Genomic DNA, 16,120 nt, shown 5'->3' on the forward strand with positions numbered 1-16,120 from the left:
TTTTTTTAATCGTGTGCATTTAAATCATTAGCTACTCAGTAATTATTGACGAATATGTCTTAAATTGCTAATTTTTGTAACATCTAGATTGCTACTAGACCTTATAGGGTTAATATCTATGCCTCCACGTCTTGTATATCTGGCATAAACAGTTAATTCATCGGGTGTACAAAACTTACTAATATCACAAAAAATACGCTCAACACATTGTTCATGAAACTCATTATGATTACGAAATGACACCAAATATTTTAATAAAGAACTATGGTCAATTTTTTTGCCTCGATAGCTAATTTGTACTGATGCCCAATCTGGTTGATTAGTCACTAAACAATTTGATTTGAGCAAATTAGAATATAGTACCTCATCGACGATCTTCGTATTATAGTCAATTGATGGGAAGTTGGTAACGTCGTCACTCGTCGCTCGCCTATTACTTATAGGCGTCGCTCCATCGCTCCTAGCATCAACTTCTCCTGAATTAACTATATCTTCCAATAAATTTGGTAAATTTTGGCTAATTTCAAAACTAGTAATTGTCACATCTAATTTATCGAGATTTATACCTGAAAAAGACTGCAGCCTAGTGCCATCATATGACTCTAAATCTTTTAAAAACACTATTACATCTGACCCAAATATTAGACCTAAATCCCTGGTAATTAACTCTATTACTTGCTCTGAACTGTTAAGCTTAGTATTACTAAAAGAATTTAAGTAAAGTTTTAGTGACTTTGATTCTATAATATTAGGTGAATCGCTACTCACCATAAATTCCAATATCCGTATCTCAGGTTTACCAGTTTGGTTTAGCCAAGAGACCTCATAACAATTCCAAATATCAAAGCCATAAAAAGGTAAATCACCTATTATCTGTAATTGCTCTCTAGCAAATTTACGACTAATTGGCTGTAATAAACTATTATCGTACACATCTATATACGCAGTTTGCTTGCCGAGTATAGTTTCAAAATCCATTTTATTTTATCCAGTAAGTCATGTAGTTCGGATGTTCTACACCATTTAATAAATATTTGAAACCCATAGCAATCCTTAATATAAACCACACCAACAAACATATATACAATACAGGTCCAATTAGTATTATAGTGGTTATTATAGTGGTTATTATAGATATCATCATACCAACGAATCCTATCCAAAAAGTCCGCCATATAAAAATATAATGGCTAGATAAATATTTATTTTTAACATCCTTATTAATATAGGAAAAAACTGCACCAATAATAGGTAATAACGGAGCAACTATTCCACACAAAAATAATATATAAATTACCACTAGATTAGTTCTTCCGGCTGCTATATATTTTCTAACTTCCTTATCCATTTTCATCTCTTTAAAATTAGTATATCTACCGTTATTGCAAGGAAGAGCGTAGGTTGACAAAGCAATTGTAAGTTGTCATTCTTAACAATGGCAGGAATCCCTGCAGGTATGAGACAAAACAACATTGTTTCATCACCCCCTCGCTAATAGCAGAGTAATGCTAATAGGGTTGCCTATAACTATACAACTAGTATATAATCATATGAATTTCAAGCCATTATTTTAAATTTTTATAATGGCTTGATGATTGTTCTAACTAAAATATAAGCAGCTTCATTACCCTGAGATGCTTATACCAACTGATAATTAACTAAAAGACGAGGCTCTAGTCGTAATTATACCTGAATTATAACATATTTATTATAATATTTGATAGATAATAAATCTACCTATAATTTTGTTTTAAATAATGATTTTTTACTATTTACTGATTTTTGTTGCGATTGCTTTCTAAAGTTAGATTTGCTCTTATGTAGCTCTATAATTTCCTTGGTTACCTTTACTACAAAAGCTGGTTCAATCTCACCTTCCATACAAGTTGTCTTAAAAGATTCGCTACCACCAAAAATCCATGATTTTGCTTCTAGTTCAAGCTTTTTTGCAACACGTAATTCTGATATATTGGTTGCATCAATAATTGCTTGGGTAATAATAGCTTTACGTAAGATGACATCAGGTGAACTAGTGTATGATTTAAGGCGTTCAAATGGGGAAGGGAATTTAATAACATTAGATATATTTATTTTGTTTACCATAAATTTATTACCATATATTGATTTCAATTAGGTTCTGCATGCAGAACCTAAGAAGTATAATGATTTTTATGGTTGTACTAATAGTTTCGAGATAAAAATTTGTAAATATTTTAAATTATCTTAATATTTATAGATATTATGTGGTATAACTCACCTTATACTCGATAATCAAGTTTTTTTGCAGATTTGAATAAAATATAGGATAATGGTTATCACCCCTGCTCTACTATACCGTCACCCCTGCGTAAGCAGGGATCTTAGATTGCCACATACTCACATAAGCGTCAATTTAAGAAAACAAGAATTGAAAAACCGTCATTGCGAGGAGACCGTAAGGTCAACGAAGCAATCCAGAAAAGTGATTAGAAATAGATTGCCACGCCACCTACGGTGGCTCGCAATGACGACTTATTTTCTTAAGCTGACGCCTATGTGCCTACGCAGGAATGACAATGGGAAGAAGCGGGAATGACAAGTTTAAATATAGTCAACTTATCATCAATTGACTATACCAAAAGCCCTAAATATAAATATTATCTCATCGGTTGCTTCTTTTAGATAATCGAAACGACCAGAAGAACCTTTATGCCCTGAATCCATATTAGTTTTTAGCAATAATATGTTATTATCTGTTTTTGTTGCTCGAATCTTTGCTGCCCATTTAGCTGCTTCCCAATACCCAACTCTAGGGTCAGAAATTCCAGCCGTGATAAATAGACTCGGGTAGTTTTGAGCTTTTATATTATCATACGGAGAATAAGACTTAATATAGTTAAAATAATCTAGCTCTTTAGGATTGCCCCACTCCTTAAATTCACTAGGGGTTAATGGCAGTTCTTCATCGAGCATAGTATTTAATACATCAACAAAAGGTACATGGGCAAGGGCTGCTTTAAATAATTCTGGTTGTTCATTAATGACCGCTCCAATTAACATCCCCCCTGCACTTCCCCCACAAATTACTATATTACCCTGGCTAGTATATTTTTCTTTAATTAACTGTTTAGCAGAAACAATAAAGTCATCAAAAGTTCTTTTTTTATTGAGGAATTTAGCAGCTTGATACCAATCATGCCCAAGATCGTCTCCACCTCTAATATGAGCAAGAGCATAAACAAACCCACGATCTACAAGAGAAATAGCGGTATTCCTAAAGGATACTGGTATGCTGATACCATATGAACCATAACCATATAAATATAAAGGATTCTTCCCATCCTTGTTAAATAATGATTTTTTATATAATAAGGTAATTGGTACTTTAACCCCATCATTATCAGCAAATATTCTTTCCACCATATATTCTTCAGGATTAAAGCCACTTGGTATTTCCTGTACTTTCAATATTGATAGTTGCTCACTGTTAAAATCATAACTATAAGTGGTGTTCGGTCTAGCAAGCGAAGAATAATTTACTCGAATATCATCTTCATCAAAATTAGTAGAGAAGGCTGAAGCAGTAAAAGCAGCATCCGGGAAATGAATAATTTTTTCATTCTGCTCTTTAAGATGCTTTATTTTAATAACTGGTAATCCTTGATCACGATAATTAACTATTAAATAATTGTTAGTAATATTAAAACTAGCTAAATATTTAGTTGGGTCTTCTGGTATATAATTATTTTCCCATAAATCATTTTGAAAATTACGCACATTTACTAACACTATGCGAAAGTTTTTTGCCCCTTCATTGGTATTAATATAAAAATTATCACCATTATGCTCAACATCATAAAAAACTCCTCCCTTTAGAGGTCTAAGAAGCTTAGGCTCAAAGCTATGATCCCACATTGCTAGAACATATGTTTCATTTGCATCATGACCAGATACATCAACGAAAATATATTGTCGACTGGATGACTTACTAACGTTCAACTGATATAATGGATCTGTTATATGATGTACTAACTTATCATCGGAAATTGCATGATCTATGAAGTGAATCATTAATTTATCATGACGAAAATTCTCATTAATCGGCATATAAAAGAACCCTTTCAGATATTCATGCCAAATTATAGTGCGACTCACATTATGTATTTCATCTGGTAAATATTCTTTGGTCTTTAAATTATAGACTTTAATTGTATATTTTTCATCCCCGGTAAAATCAACACTATAAGCTAGTAGCATATGATCGGGAGAGATTGATACTAGACCTAGATCAGTAAATTTATTATCTTTAGCAATAACATTGATATCTAATATAATTTCTTCCGGAGCATCTATTGACCCAATTTTTCGGCAATATATAGGATATTCAGCATTTTCTTCAGTTCTGGTATAATAATAGTAATTATCTTTTTTTACGTAAGTTGACTGATCAGCAAGTTTAATTCTGCCCTTTAACTCCTCAAATATTTTATCTTTTTCTTTTTGTAATGGCTCAAAAAATTGCTCGGAATATTTATTTTCTGCCTGTAAATATTCTATGATTTTTTTATCGCTAACATTAGGCCATTCGATATCTCTAAGCCAGTTATATTGATCTGTAAATTTTTTACCGTGCAATGTAAAACTGTAATCGATCTTATCGGCTATAGGTGGCTGCATTTTGCCCTCATTTAGTGCTTATTATTATAAAAGTAATTAACGATATAATTACGACTAATAGACTTGTTGATTGATTATGCAAAGATTTTATCTTACGTAAAGCATTTTTTTCTACTCTTTTCAAAACAGGGTATTCCGCCCCTAGTCTATCATTAAAATCGTGTCCCACTAAGTGATATTTGTAATAAATACGACGAAAATTATTTTCAACAAACTGAAATAAATCTAAATTTATGTTAGCAGTTGAACGTCTAGAAATCTTTTTACTAAAAACCACACTAAGCAATATACCTATTATTATTATTACTATTTGCTTTACTATATCCAACCAATTTATATCAAGTGTTTCAACAGGATAAGATGACCATACTAATTTTAAGCCTTGCTCTAAAAAGAAATTAGTTGCCAATACAAATGATAGCATGACCAATAAGCTGACTTTGCTCAAAATATTCACTATAGGATAAAAATCATTAATTAGATATTTGTATTTAACCGTAGAAAATAAAGCCGCACATGTTATAATTTTTAACAGGAAAATAGCATAATAATTAATATCCTGATTCAAAACATTGGTCACAATAATTTTGCTAACAAAACTAGCAAGAGGAGGTAAGGCTATAATGAATAATACACTAACTATTAAACTACCAAGCAATAAAGGGTTTCTCCATGAGTAAAGCCCTTTTATCTCAGAGCAATTTTCTACATTACCTTTATCTATTAATATAGCAACATATAGACCAAATAAAGCTTTATACAATATATGGACAAAAAGAAAAACTATGATTCCTAAATTTGCTTGTTGAGATTTTGTGCCAATGGCAATCACCATAAATCCAAGCTGAGAAACAGTAAGATAACAGACTAATCTTTTGATGTTATCTTCTATACAAGCATAAACCCCACCATATATAATCATTAATAATCCAAAGAATTTAAGTATTTCTAAACCACTAAATAATTTAAGAAGTATAATGATCGATATTTTACTAGTAAAGCTGGTTAAATATATCATCCCTGAAGTTGAGGCAAATGGATAACAATTAACAATCCATCCGGAAAAAGGTATGCTCGCTACATTAATTAAGCAACCACTAAGTATTAGAACATAAAAGATAAAAGAAGCATCTCTGTTCTCTATCAATTGGCTAAGAGAAATAATTTGTATGTTAGAACTATTGGTGATTATATAACTAATCCCTATTAAGATAAGACTACCACTTATAAGATGCGTAAGGAAATACTGTCTTGCCGCCCTAATACTATTTTTACAATTACCGTAAAAAATTAACAAAGTGGCACATATCATCATCATTTCTAGAGCAACAAACATCGAGATAAAATCCCCAGCAAATAAACAGATCAAGGAAGAGGCTGAGTATAAACTACCTATCAATACCTCAAATTTTCTGTTTTGGCTAATGGCATATAGGTTAGTCCCCAACGTTATCACCATAAAAGCAAGTGCTATTAATTTATTTTCATTACTAAAATTAATAATAAAACTATTATTATATAGATTAATTACCGCCTCATTTTGGCTGTTAATTAATAATATACCAGCAACTATTGGATAGATTATTGAGGTAATATAAAATGTCTTTCTAAATTTAAAATAGAGAAACAGGATAAACAAAAGAATAAGTAAGGTAGGGTAAATCATCATTAACTAGATTATGGTTTTATATAGCTGATCAGTTAAGGTTTTGATAATTCCTCCTAGTAGCAACGAATCAAAGCTGCTTCTCGCAATGACGTTTAGGGGGGCTTAGAGTAGTATCAAAAACTTATTCTGGTTAGCTAATCAGATACTAATAATCATATAGTATATTGATCGTATAATATAGTAAATTCATATTAACGTATAATTGCTATGTCAACTCCCCTTATTGACATTCTGTATCAGATGTGATACTATTGAATAATAAATACAATTGGAGCGATCTTATGGCAGCTAAACGATTATTAGTGTCTTTAGACGAGAAAATATTTAATGAAATTGTTGATATTGCTAAAATCAACAATGAATCCCTATCTAAAATAGCAAAGGATCTTATTATAACTAGTTTAGAACTTCAAGAGGACAAAATATTAGCTAAATTAGCAGATGAACGAATAGATAATACTAAGGAATGGATTAGTCATATGGACAGTTGGAAATAATGTATAATCTTCTTTATTCAGATCAAGTTATACACAAAGATATCTCTAAGCTTCCTACACTAGTAAAATCTTTAATAAAAATAACCATTGAAAAAAAGCTATTATCTGATCCAATAAAATTTGGCAAACCTTTAAAACATAGCCTCAAAGGTTGTCGCTCCCTCAGGATTGGTGATTATAGAGTGATTTATCAAATAATAGATACGACAATTAAGATATTAATAATTCAACACCGCAAAGATTGCTATAATCATTAGCCTCCCACCTTTCATCAATTGGGTTAAGTATATCACCTTTAATTTCAGCCTTTCCCTTTATAGTCAATTGATGAGAAGTTGATGACGTCGTCGCTCAATGCTTGCCTATTACTTATAGGCGTCGCTCCATCGTTCCTAGCTCCCAAATTCTCCTGAATTGAATTGACTATACGTCAAAAGTGTGGAATGGTGGAGGAGAAGATACTGTCCATTCGAGAGTATTAGCCCCATCGCCCCAAGGATTATTTGGGCATTTTTTGCCATATTTCAGAGTGTAAATAACAATGAATACAAAGTAAAGAGCCGCAATAAAGGAAATAACTGCTCCGATAGATGATACCATATTCCAGCCGGCAAAAGCATCCGGATAGTCCGGTATTCTTCTTGGCATCCCAGCTAATCCCAGAAAATGCTGAGGGAAAAATGTCAAATTAACGCCGATAAACGTAATCCAAAAATGAATTTTGCCCATCATTTCAGGATATTGTCTTCCTGACATTTTACCAAACCAATAATAGAATCCAGCAAATGCAGTAAATAAAGCCCCAAGCGACATAGTGTAGTGAAAATGTGCTACCACATAGTATGTATCATGTAAAATTCTATCGATTGCCGAATTTGATAATATTATGCCGGTAACTCCACCAATAGTAAATAACAAGATAAACCCTATGGAAAACAACATAGGGGTTTCAAAAGTAATTGATCCTCCCCACATTGTGGCAATCCAGCTAAATATTTTAATACCAGTAGGCACCGCGATAATCATTGTACCAGCGGTAAAATAGATTAATGTATTGTATGAAAGACCAACAGTAAACATATGATGAGCCCAAACTATAAAACCGACAAACCCTATAATTACCATAGCTATCACCATACCTAAATAACCAAATATCGGCTTACGAGAGAAAGTAGAAAGAACCTGACTAACTATCCCAAACCCTGGCAATATTACGATATATACTTCTGGATGACCAAAAAACCAAAATAAATGCTGAAATAATACTGGATCTCCGCCCCCTTCAGGTTTAAAGAAAGTAGTACCAAAGTTTCGATCAGTCAATAACATGGTTATTGCACCACCTAATACTGGAATTGCTAGTATCAGCAAGAAGGCAGTAACCAGAATTGACCAAATAAATAGAGGCATTTCAAATAACCCCATACCATCGGTTCTCATATTAAAGATAGTAACAATCATATTGATTGAACCAAGAATAGAAGAAAGCCCTGTAATATGTAAACTTAAAATAGCCATATCGACTGCTGCCCCAGGATGTCCCACTAGAGTACTTAGAGGGGGGTAAAGCGTCCAGCCAGTACCTGCACCACCATCAACAAAAGCCGAAAGCATTAATAACATAAAAGCAGGAACAAGCAGCCAAAAACTTATATTATTTAGCCTTGGAAAAGCCATATCCGGTGCACCTATTAAAATTGGTACAAAATAATTACCAAACCCACCAAATAAAGCTGGCATAATCATGAAAAATACCATAATTATCGCATGAGCAGTAATTAATACATTATATAGTTGGTAATTTGCCCCTAATATATGCCCACCAGGCATTGCTAATTCTAGTCTAAAAATAACAGAAAATAACCCTCCAACAATCCCAGCAAATATGGCAAATATAATATACATTATGCCAATATCTTTGTGATTGGTAGAGAAAATCCATCTTTTTATACCTTTAGGGGTTTGGTGATGATCTGTTGTTTGATTCATAAATTATCCTTTTCTATCTAACTTCAGCAGCTTGTAGCTTATCTTTATCATTATAAACTTTATGAATTATTCGTTCATAATAATATTATCATTCCAATTAATATCATTATTATCGCAAATTACATCTGTAGATGATACATTTAATGTTTTTGGTGTCTTTAGATATTTAATCTCTTCAAAAACAAAAGGAATAGATTTGCCAGTCCATCCTGGATTAGCAATTATTTGATTTATATCTTCATATGGCTTATGCACACTAAAGTGTAAATGTCTTACACCAGCATTTCCGGACATACCCTCAATACCTATTGGCTCATATTTTTTTACTACTTGACCATTTTTAACTAATATTTTAGATAGGTGTCCATACAAACTAATATAAATACCTTGATGTACTATCCTAACGTGGTTGCCATAACCACTTCCACAATCATCTAATGTAATATTTGAGTAATGAGGATTATTGCATTTATCATAGATATAGGCAATTCCATCTTCTGAGGCAACCACTGTTCCATCTGAGGAATCTGGCAAACTTGCAAAATCCAAAGCAAATTTTATTGCATCATGAGAATGGCTTCTACCCATCTGTAAACTTCCTTGTATACACTTTATTTTATGATTCTTTTGAAATGGAAAAGCTAACTTCATTTTTGCCAATAATGGAGTTTTCTCGCACTTAAATCTTGCCCCTTGTTTCAAGTCTTGATCTCTAGGAATGCTAGGAATATATCCTTGTGGACATGATATGTAAATGGCATCATTTGCTGAAGCGACTAAGCTCACTGTAATAAACATCAAATGCAAAGCTATTAAATATGCTGGTTTTTTCATAGTATTTTTTAAGTTTTATTTACGTTATATCCCTAGTAGACAACTACATGTTATTACTTACAACTTTTAAGTTGCTCAATATCTGCTCCTACTATGAGCTTGATATTTCTAGTAACTTTATCATAATCCCAATTCCACCATTTTATTTGTACTAACTCATTAATTATATCATCGGAGAATCTTTTTTTAATAATTCTACTAGGATTACCTGCAACGATAGAGTAAGGTGGTACATCCTTAGTAACCACTGCATATGCTCCAATAATTGCTCCGTCTCCTATTGTGACTCCCGGCATAATGACTGCATTAGTACCAAACCACACATCATTACCAACTATTGTACTCCTTCCTTTATTAAGAGTTGGCGTATAATTATTCCAACCTTCGAAAATAAAAAATGGATAAGTAGAAAAACCATCCATTGGGTGATTGACATCATCCGCAATAAAAGTAGTTCCTCTAGCAATAGTACAAAACTTACCAATAATTAATTTACACTGATAATATCCTACAACGTTATTACATTCAAAATGTTCTGGATATCGGTGATCATGATAATAAGTATAATCACCTACCATTATGTTAGGATTATGAATAAAATGTTTTAAAAATATAATTTCTTTAACATGTTTTGGGTAAATATGTGGATAGTGATTGTTGGAGTGTACCATATGGCTCTTGTTCATTTAGTTAATGTTATCCTTGCTCGACTTAGTGTCACCCCTGCGTAAGCAGGGGTCTTAGATTCCGCACCGAAACGAAAATGACAATTTATTGCTTCGTTGTCCTCATGGTTTCATCGCAATAACGTTTGTCTTTACTTTCATAGAAAATTTTGTTTTTGCCGCAATCAACCAATCTTGAAATTCTTCTTTGCTTACTACTTCAATGGCAATAGGCATAAAGCCGTGATTAACACCACAAAGCTCTGAACACTGACCATAATACACACCTTTTTTACTAATTTTAGTCCAGGTTTCGTTAACTCTGCCAGGCACAGCATCGAGCTTTATACCTAATGCTGGTACTGCAAAACTATGTATAACATCCCCTGCAGTAATTAAAAATTTTACGGTAGTATTTTCTGGTATAATAATACGATTATCAACTTCTAATAATCTTTTTTGACCAGGTTTTAAATTTTCATCAGTAATTAAACAACTATCAAATTCAAGATTATTATGATCAGGGTAGATATAGTGCCAATACCACTGATATCCTACAACTTTAACCGTCATGTCTATTTCAGGAATATCTTCTGCAATACGTGCAACACGAAATGATGGTACAGCAATAATAATTAAAATAACTATAGGAATTATCGTCCAAATAATTTCAACCAATATATTATCAGAAAATTTTGCTGGAATAGGATTGGCTTTGGCATTAAATCTGATGCAAACATAAATTAATAAAATAATGATAAAAGCAACTATTCCTCCTGATATGAGCAGTAGGAAATTATGAAACTCCTGAAGCTCTTCCATAAGATGAGTGGCTGGAGTCTGTAACAGCATTTGCCATGCCTGAGGTTCTGATGCTAGGCAATCGTGAGCAAATAAGAGATATAAAATTAGACTTGCTACATAAGTCAATCTAGTTGATGATTTTGTCGTCGAAACTCGCCTTCGCTCCTCATGTACGTTTATGTACACTGCGGTACTCGGCTTCGTTTCTCCTAAAAACCCTTCAACTATTTTTGACTTATGCAGCAAGTCTATTATAAATTTTTTCATAAATAGTACTTAGTGGACTCAATTCTATATGTTATAGTTAGACAATATAAGACGATATACAGTTTTATTAAAGTAAAAAATAAAGTATGGTGAAAAAACTTGAGGAATTTACTATTGACTTTAAATTGCCTTCTGATACATTCGGCTTACTCAATAATGATTTAAGATTACAACATGGCAGGTCATTCAAAATTTAAAAATATCCAGCATCGAAAAGGTGCACAAGATAAAAAAAGGGCAAAAATTTTTACTAAGTTAGTTAGAGAAATTATTACTGCTGCTAAATTAGGGGCTGATATAAGTAATAATCCACGGTTGCGGAGTAGCATAGCTGCCGCTCGGAGTCAAAATTTGCCAAAGGATCGAATAGATAAGGCAATAAGTGCGGCAAGTGATTCGAATAACAACGAAAATTATACCGAAATTAGATATGAGGGCTTTGCTCCCGGTGGAATTGCAATAATAATAGAGGCTTTAACTGATAATAAAAATCGTACGGCTGCAGAAATTAGGGCGGCTTTTAGCAAATTTGGTGGCAATTTAGGTGAAACGGGCAGTGTCAGCTATATGTTTGATCATCTCGGAGTAATACAATATCCAGCAAATTTAGCAACAACCGAGGCTATGTTTGAAAGTAGCCTAGAGGCTGGAGCAAAAGATATGATTTCTGAAGAAGATACATATTTAATCTATACAGATATTGAGAACTTTGTGCAAGCTCTTGAATTTCTGACCAGTAAATATGGACATCCTGAAGAATCTTACATAGGTTGGGTGCCTAAAAATACCATAATTATAGAAGAGAATGATAAAGCCGAGAAGTTGTTAAAATTAGTAGATATTTTAGAAGAAAGTGATGATGTGCAAAAAGTTTTTGGTAATTATGAATTATCTGATGCAATTTATGAAACTATGAAGGACGTTTAATATGGATTGCCAAGTTATTGTTCTAGCTGCAGGTAATGGTAGAAGAATGGAATCTACCTTACCAAAAGTAATGCATAAAGTTGGTGGTAAATCGATGCTTGATAGGGTAATAACCAATGCCCAACAAGTTAGCAATGAAGTTATTTTAGTCCACTCCTGGCAATTAGAAAAACATATTGCTTGTTATAAAGATAGTTGTAAATTTGTTTTACAACCAGAACCCCTTGGTACTGCTCATGCGGTATATAGTGCTTTGGACTTAATTGATGACAATAAAATTGTAGCCGTACTTTATGGAGATAATCCTTTAATTACGCCAGAGATTATTAATGATTTACTAAAACATCTAGTTTCGACAAATTCTGCCATAACAACCTTGTGCTTTGAGCGAGATAATCCTGGGCAATATGGGCGAATAGTTACTGATAAACTAGGAAATTTTTTGAAAATTGTTGAATTTAAACAAGCAACGAGTGAAGAACTAGCTATAACAACTTGTAATTCTGGTATTATGGCTTTTGCCAATGGTGTGTTAAAAAAATATTTACCTACTATTTTTTTTAAGAATCCTGATAAATCAAAAGAGTTGTATTTAACGGAACTGGTAAAAATCGTTAAGGATAATGGCGAAAAAGTATCGTATTTGCTATCCGCCAACCACGACATAGTGGTCGGAGTAAATACTAAACAAGAGCTAGAAGAAGCTAATAGAACTATTGCTAAGTTAGCAGGGATATAGTGAATTAACTTGAATTGGCAACGTTATAAATCCGATTAGTATTTAGCTTCAGCGTAATTGCGAGGAGCCACTTTAGTGGGCGACGAAGCAATCCAAAAAAACGATTAAAATGGATTGCTTCGGAGGCTTACGCCTCCTCGCAATGACGATTGGTATTAAATTAATAACTTAATTAAGAGCTTAAAAAAATGACTAAAAATGAAATATTATCCTATCCGGAAGTAAAAAGTTTGGACAGCCAATGTAAAAAACTTGTGGTATTGTTACATGGGCTTGGTTCAGATGGAAATGATTTAATAGGATTGGCTCCCTTGATGTCTAGGGAATTCCCCGATTGTCACTTTATTGCCCCACATGGCGTTGAAAAATTTGATAGTGCACCTTATGGTCGACAATGGTTTAGTTTAAATAACCGTAACCCTGATTATGTTAGGGAATTAGTTGCTAAAAATACTGGCTTAGTTACTGACATAATCCAAAAGAAACAAGCAGAATTAAATTTAACTAATAAAGATACTATCCTAATTGGCTTTTCGCAAGGTACCATGATGGGGTTATATTTGAATTTTATACAAAAAGAACCTTTTGATTCTATGGTAGGGTTTTCTGGCAGATTAATTGCCCCACAAGAATGTATCAATAAAACTACACCAGTTTGCGTGATACATGGCGAATTAGACGATGTGGTTGATGTAAGTAGTATGGATGAAACAGTAGAATATCTAGAGAAATATGATATTCCTTATAGTAAATACAAAATACCAAATCTTACACATTCTATTGATGATAGGGGGATACAGTTTGCCATTAAGTTTATCAAAATAGGTTATTACATAGACTGAGATCATTTGAAACATGCAAGCTAAAATGTTCTGGACTTTGTGATTAAGAATTATAAAGCGGAAAATGTTGTTTTTGTGTATGCACGGTTATTTTTTATGACTTTTAAACTGCCCATTAAATAGTAGGTTAAATTAATGAATATCTTTACTAAAAAATTATCTGAAACAGATAATGCAATATATCAAATTATCGATGGTGAAAAAAAACGTCAGCATGATTTTATTGAATTGATTGCTTCTGAGAATTTTGTAAGCCCGGCAGTATTAGAAGCTCAAGGCTCGATTTTGACCAATAAATATGCTGAAGGATACCCGGGAAAACGTTATTATAACGGGTGTAGTGAGGTTGATAAGGCTGAGCTTTTGGCTATAGAGCGGGTAAAAACACTATTTAATTGTAAATATGCTAACGTTCAGCCTCATTCCGGATCTCAGGCTAATCAGGCAGTATTTTTAACTCTATTAAAACCACATGACACCATACTTGGTATGTCGCTAGATACAGGGGGGCATTTGACACATGGTGCTCCACCTAATTTGTCTGGCAAATGGTTTAACTCGGTGTTCTATTCTGTAAATAAGGAGAGTTATCTAATTGATTATGCCCAAATAGAGCAATTGGCAGTTCAGCATAAGCCAAAATTGATTATAGCTGGTTATTCTGCCTATTCGCGTCAATTAGATTTTGCTAAATTTAGGGAAATTGCTGATAGAGTAGGAGCGTATTTACTAGCAGATATTGCTCATATTTCTGGACTGGTTGCGGTAGGTGAACATCCAAGTCCCTTGCCTTATGCTCATATTGTGACTTCCACTACTCATAAAACCCTGCGTGGTCCGCGAGGTGGTCTTATTCTGTCAAATGATGAGGAATTGGGTAAGAAGATAAATCTCGCTTTATTTCCTGGGTTGCAAGGTGGACCATTAATGCATATTATTGCAGCAAAGGCAGTGGCATTCTTGGAAAATTTACAACCAGAATATCATCTTTATATAAAACAGGTTGTTAGTAACGCTAAAGCTCTTGCTAATAGTTTAATGGCAAGAGGCTATGATATTTTAACTAATGGTACTGATAATCATATAGTATTAGTGGACTTACGAAAATATGGTATAACTGGTAAGGTGGCAGCAGATTCGCTTGAAAGAGCCGGTATAACTTGCAATAAAAATGCGATACCGTTTGATGCCACTTCACCATTTATTACTTCTGGTATTAGGCTCGGCACTCCAGCATGCACCACTAGAGGATTCAAAGAACAAGAGTTTATAGAAGTTGGTAATATGATTAGCGATGTATTGGATGGGTTGAAAGATAAAAATGATGGGCAAGATAATAGTGATTGTGAGACAAAAACTTTCCAACAAGTTAAAAGATTAGTAGATGCTTTCCCGGTTTATGTTGAGGGGTTACTTTAATGCCGACTAAGCAATTATGTTTTGTATCACCCCAAAATGTCATACTTGCTTCGGTGCTGTATCTAGATTCCGCACCGAAGCGGGAATGGCAACTTGTTATAGGGAGTAACAATTTTTATAGAGAGGTAAAGTTTATGAAGTGGAATATATTTAAGAGTAAAATTAACTCTGCTACTCTCATTGAGTTGCAAGCCATTCTAACAAGTAAAAAATCAGTATCTTTCAACCCACTTGTAACTACAATTAACTATGTAAAAGAAACATATGAAGAAGAAACGGATGAAGAAATTGTAGCAGTACCAGTAGTACTGGTAGTACAAGCAAAACCAATCAAATGGTACACAAAAGTGCATGACTTCTTCTATACTCTTACCCAAACTAATCATAATGATGATTATTCTTCTGTTAATGATGGTTATTCTGCTAACCATGATGAAGTTAATTCTTACCCCAATACAGTTAATCTTGATGTCAGCGACACTGTTAATTTAACAGGAGCTGAAAGTACTATGATATAGCTAGCCCATTAGTATTTCATAAGCGTTAGTTTAAGAAAACAATAATTGGGAAACCGTCATTGCGAGGAGACCGTAAAGTCGACGAAGCAATCCAGAGAAGTGATTATAGTCAATTGATGGGAAGTTGGTGACGTCGTCACTCGTCACTCGCCTATTACTTATAGGCGTCGCTCCATCGTTCCTGCTACCCAATTCCCTGAATTGACTATAGAGATAGATTGCCACGCCACCTATGGTGGCTCGCAATGACAGATAACGTCATTGCGAGAAGGCGTTAGCCGACGAAGCAATCCA

The 16,120-nt window shown here is 33.4% G+C and carries 17 protein-coding genes; 7 read left to right on the top strand and 10 right to left on the bottom strand.

What is annotated here, in order from left to right:
* Window positions 1-42: 42 nt before the first annotated feature.
* From AAGD20_RS00115 to AAGD20_RS00135, 5 genes are all read right to left on the bottom strand, one after another.
* On the bottom strand, window positions 43-978 hold the full coding sequence (locus tag AAGD20_RS00115; RefSeq protein WP_341748956.1) for an NADPH-dependent 7-cyano-7-deazaguanine reductase: 936 nt from the start codon (window positions 976-978) through the stop codon (window positions 43-45).
* Between the two features lies 1 nt (window position 979).
* On the bottom strand, window positions 980-1,348 hold the full coding sequence (locus AAGD20_RS00120; protein ID WP_341748957.1) for a hypothetical protein: 369 nt from the start codon (window positions 1,346-1,348) through the stop codon (window positions 980-982).
* 389 nt (window positions 1,349-1,737) lie between these two features.
* Complete coding sequence (locus AAGD20_RS00125; protein WP_341748958.1) at window positions 1,738-2,103, bottom strand: hypothetical protein; 366 nt, start codon at window positions 2,101-2,103, stop codon at window positions 1,738-1,740.
* 498 nt (window positions 2,104-2,601) lie between these two features.
* The gene (locus AAGD20_RS00130; protein WP_341748959.1) at window positions 2,602-4,656 is read right to left on the bottom strand and encodes a S9 family peptidase; all 2,055 of its coding nucleotides are present in this window, start codon (window positions 4,654-4,656) and stop codon (window positions 2,602-2,604) included.
* 7 nt (window positions 4,657-4,663) lie between these two features.
* Window positions 4,664-6,322, bottom strand: a complete 1,659-nt coding sequence (locus AAGD20_RS00135) for a proton-conducting transporter membrane subunit (protein WP_341748960.1) — start codon at window positions 6,320-6,322, stop codon at window positions 4,664-4,666.
* A 254-nt stretch (window positions 6,323-6,576) separates the two neighbouring features.
* Between AAGD20_RS00135 and AAGD20_RS00140 the strand changes: the two genes are divergently transcribed.
* Both AAGD20_RS00140 and AAGD20_RS00145 read left to right on the top strand, forming a co-directional pair.
* Window positions 6,577-6,822, top strand: a complete 246-nt coding sequence (locus tag AAGD20_RS00140) for a hypothetical protein (protein WP_133062958.1) — start codon at window positions 6,577-6,579, stop codon at window positions 6,820-6,822.
* On the top strand, window positions 6,822-7,079 hold the full coding sequence (locus AAGD20_RS00145; RefSeq protein ID WP_094649631.1) for a type II toxin-antitoxin system RelE family toxin: 258 nt from the start codon (window positions 6,822-6,824) through the stop codon (window positions 7,077-7,079). Before AAGD20_RS00140 ends, AAGD20_RS00145 begins: the two co-directional genes overlap by 1 nt.
* 166 nt (window positions 7,080-7,245) lie before the next feature.
* Here the strand turns inward: AAGD20_RS00145 and ctaD are convergent, their stop codons facing one another.
* The 4 genes from ctaD to coxB all read right to left on the bottom strand — a co-directional run bounded on the left by ctaD (window position 7,246) and on the right by coxB (window position 11,381).
* Complete coding sequence (ctaD, locus tag AAGD20_RS00150) at window positions 7,246-8,811, bottom strand: cytochrome c oxidase subunit I (protein WP_341748961.1); 1,566 nt, start codon at window positions 8,809-8,811, stop codon at window positions 7,246-7,248.
* 66 nt (window positions 8,812-8,877) lie between these two features.
* Window positions 8,878-9,645 carry a M23 family metallopeptidase gene (locus tag AAGD20_RS00155; RefSeq protein WP_094649073.1) on the bottom strand — a complete coding sequence of 256 codons (768 nt, stop codon included), beginning with the start codon at window positions 9,643-9,645 and terminating at the stop codon, window positions 8,878-8,880.
* 53 nt (window positions 9,646-9,698) lie between these two features.
* A complete protein-coding gene (locus tag AAGD20_RS00160) occupies window positions 9,699-10,316 on the bottom strand; it encodes a CatB-related O-acetyltransferase (RefSeq protein ID WP_341748962.1) in 618 nt (205 codons plus the stop codon).
* Between the two features lie 117 nt (window positions 10,317-10,433).
* Window positions 10,434-11,381 carry a cytochrome c oxidase subunit II gene (coxB, locus tag AAGD20_RS00165; RefSeq protein ID WP_094649074.1) on the bottom strand — a complete coding sequence of 316 codons (948 nt, stop codon included), beginning with the start codon at window positions 11,379-11,381 and terminating at the stop codon, window positions 10,434-10,436.
* A gap of 174 nt (window positions 11,382-11,555) precedes the next feature.
* On the opposite strand from coxB, the gene AAGD20_RS00170 reads away from it, so the two are divergent.
* From AAGD20_RS00170 to AAGD20_RS00190, 5 genes are all read left to right on the top strand, one after another.
* Window positions 11,556-12,308, top strand: a complete 753-nt coding sequence (locus AAGD20_RS00170) for a YebC/PmpR family DNA-binding transcriptional regulator (RefSeq protein ID WP_341748963.1) — start codon at window positions 11,556-11,558, stop codon at window positions 12,306-12,308.
* Between the two features lies 1 nt (window position 12,309).
* On the top strand, window positions 12,310-13,047 hold the full coding sequence (locus AAGD20_RS00175; protein WP_341748964.1) for a sugar phosphate nucleotidyltransferase: 738 nt from the start codon (window positions 12,310-12,312) through the stop codon (window positions 13,045-13,047).
* A 188-nt stretch (window positions 13,048-13,235) separates the two neighbouring features.
* Complete coding sequence (locus AAGD20_RS00180; RefSeq protein WP_094649077.1) at window positions 13,236-13,889, top strand: dienelactone hydrolase family protein; 654 nt, start codon at window positions 13,236-13,238, stop codon at window positions 13,887-13,889.
* Window positions 13,890-14,024: 135 nt separating this feature from the next.
* Entirely contained in the window at window positions 14,025-15,308 is a 1,284-nt protein-coding gene (glyA, locus tag AAGD20_RS00185; protein WP_341748965.1) for a serine hydroxymethyltransferase, read from the top strand.
* Window positions 15,308-15,826 (top strand): hypothetical protein, encoded by a 519-nt coding sequence (locus tag AAGD20_RS00190; protein ID WP_341748966.1) that lies wholly within the window; start codon window positions 15,308-15,310, stop codon window positions 15,824-15,826. Before glyA ends, AAGD20_RS00190 begins: the two co-directional genes overlap by 1 nt.
* Window positions 15,827-15,856: 30 nt before the next feature.
* On the opposite strand, the gene AAGD20_RS00195 is transcribed toward AAGD20_RS00190, so the two are convergent.
* Window positions 15,857-16,051 carry a palindromic element RPE2 domain-containing protein gene (locus AAGD20_RS00195; protein ID WP_341748967.1) on the bottom strand — a complete coding sequence of 65 codons (195 nt, stop codon included), beginning with the start codon at window positions 16,049-16,051 and terminating at the stop codon, window positions 15,857-15,859.
* Between the last annotated feature and the right edge of the window lie 69 nt (window positions 16,052-16,120).

This window comes from Candidatus Tisiphia endosymbiont of Sialis lutaria (assembly GCF_964026535.1).
Classification (GTDB): domain Bacteria; phylum Pseudomonadota; class Alphaproteobacteria; order Rickettsiales; family Rickettsiaceae; genus Tisiphia.

Excerpts from the sequence above, each read along its gene's own strand:
- AAGD20_RS00135 (WP_341748960.1), bottom strand. The coding sequence starts at position 6,322 with ATGATTTACCCTACCTTACTTATTCTTTTGTTTATCCTGTTTCTCTAT.
- coxB (WP_094649074.1), bottom strand. The coding sequence starts at position 11,381 with ATGAAAAAATTTATAATAGACTTGCTGCATAAGTCAAAAATAGTTGAA.
- AAGD20_RS00130 (WP_341748959.1), bottom strand. The coding sequence starts at position 4,656 with ATGCAGCCACCTATAGCCGATAAGATCGATTACAGTTTTACATTGCAC.
- AAGD20_RS00190 (WP_341748966.1), top strand. The coding sequence starts at position 15,308 with ATGCCGACTAAGCAATTATGTTTTGTATCACCCCAAAATGTCATACTT.
- AAGD20_RS00145 (WP_094649631.1), top strand. The coding sequence starts at position 6,822 with ATGTATAATCTTCTTTATTCAGATCAAGTTATACACAAAGATATCTCT.
- AAGD20_RS00175 (WP_341748964.1), top strand. The coding sequence starts at position 12,310 with ATGGATTGCCAAGTTATTGTTCTAGCTGCAGGTAATGGTAGAAGAATG.
- AAGD20_RS00160 (WP_341748962.1), bottom strand. The coding sequence starts at position 10,316 with ATGGTACACTCCAACAATCACTATCCACATATTTACCCAAAACATGTT.
- AAGD20_RS00155 (WP_094649073.1), bottom strand. The coding sequence starts at position 9,645 with ATGAAAAAACCAGCATATTTAATAGCTTTGCATTTGATGTTTATTACA.
- AAGD20_RS00170 (WP_341748963.1), top strand. The coding sequence starts at position 11,556 with ATGGCAGGTCATTCAAAATTTAAAAATATCCAGCATCGAAAAGGTGCA.
- glyA (WP_341748965.1), top strand. The coding sequence starts at position 14,025 with ATGAATATCTTTACTAAAAAATTATCTGAAACAGATAATGCAATATAT.
- AAGD20_RS00120 (WP_341748957.1), bottom strand. The coding sequence starts at position 1,348 with ATGGATAAGGAAGTTAGAAAATATATAGCAGCCGGAAGAACTAATCTA.
- ctaD (WP_341748961.1), bottom strand. The coding sequence starts at position 8,811 with ATGAATCAAACAACAGATCATCACCAAACCCCTAAAGGTATAAAAAGA.
- AAGD20_RS00180 (WP_094649077.1), top strand. The coding sequence starts at position 13,236 with ATGACTAAAAATGAAATATTATCCTATCCGGAAGTAAAAAGTTTGGAC.
- AAGD20_RS00125 (WP_341748958.1), bottom strand. The coding sequence starts at position 2,103 with ATGGTAAACAAAATAAATATATCTAATGTTATTAAATTCCCTTCCCCA.
- AAGD20_RS00115 (WP_341748956.1), bottom strand. The coding sequence starts at position 978 with ATGGATTTTGAAACTATACTCGGCAAGCAAACTGCGTATATAGATGTG.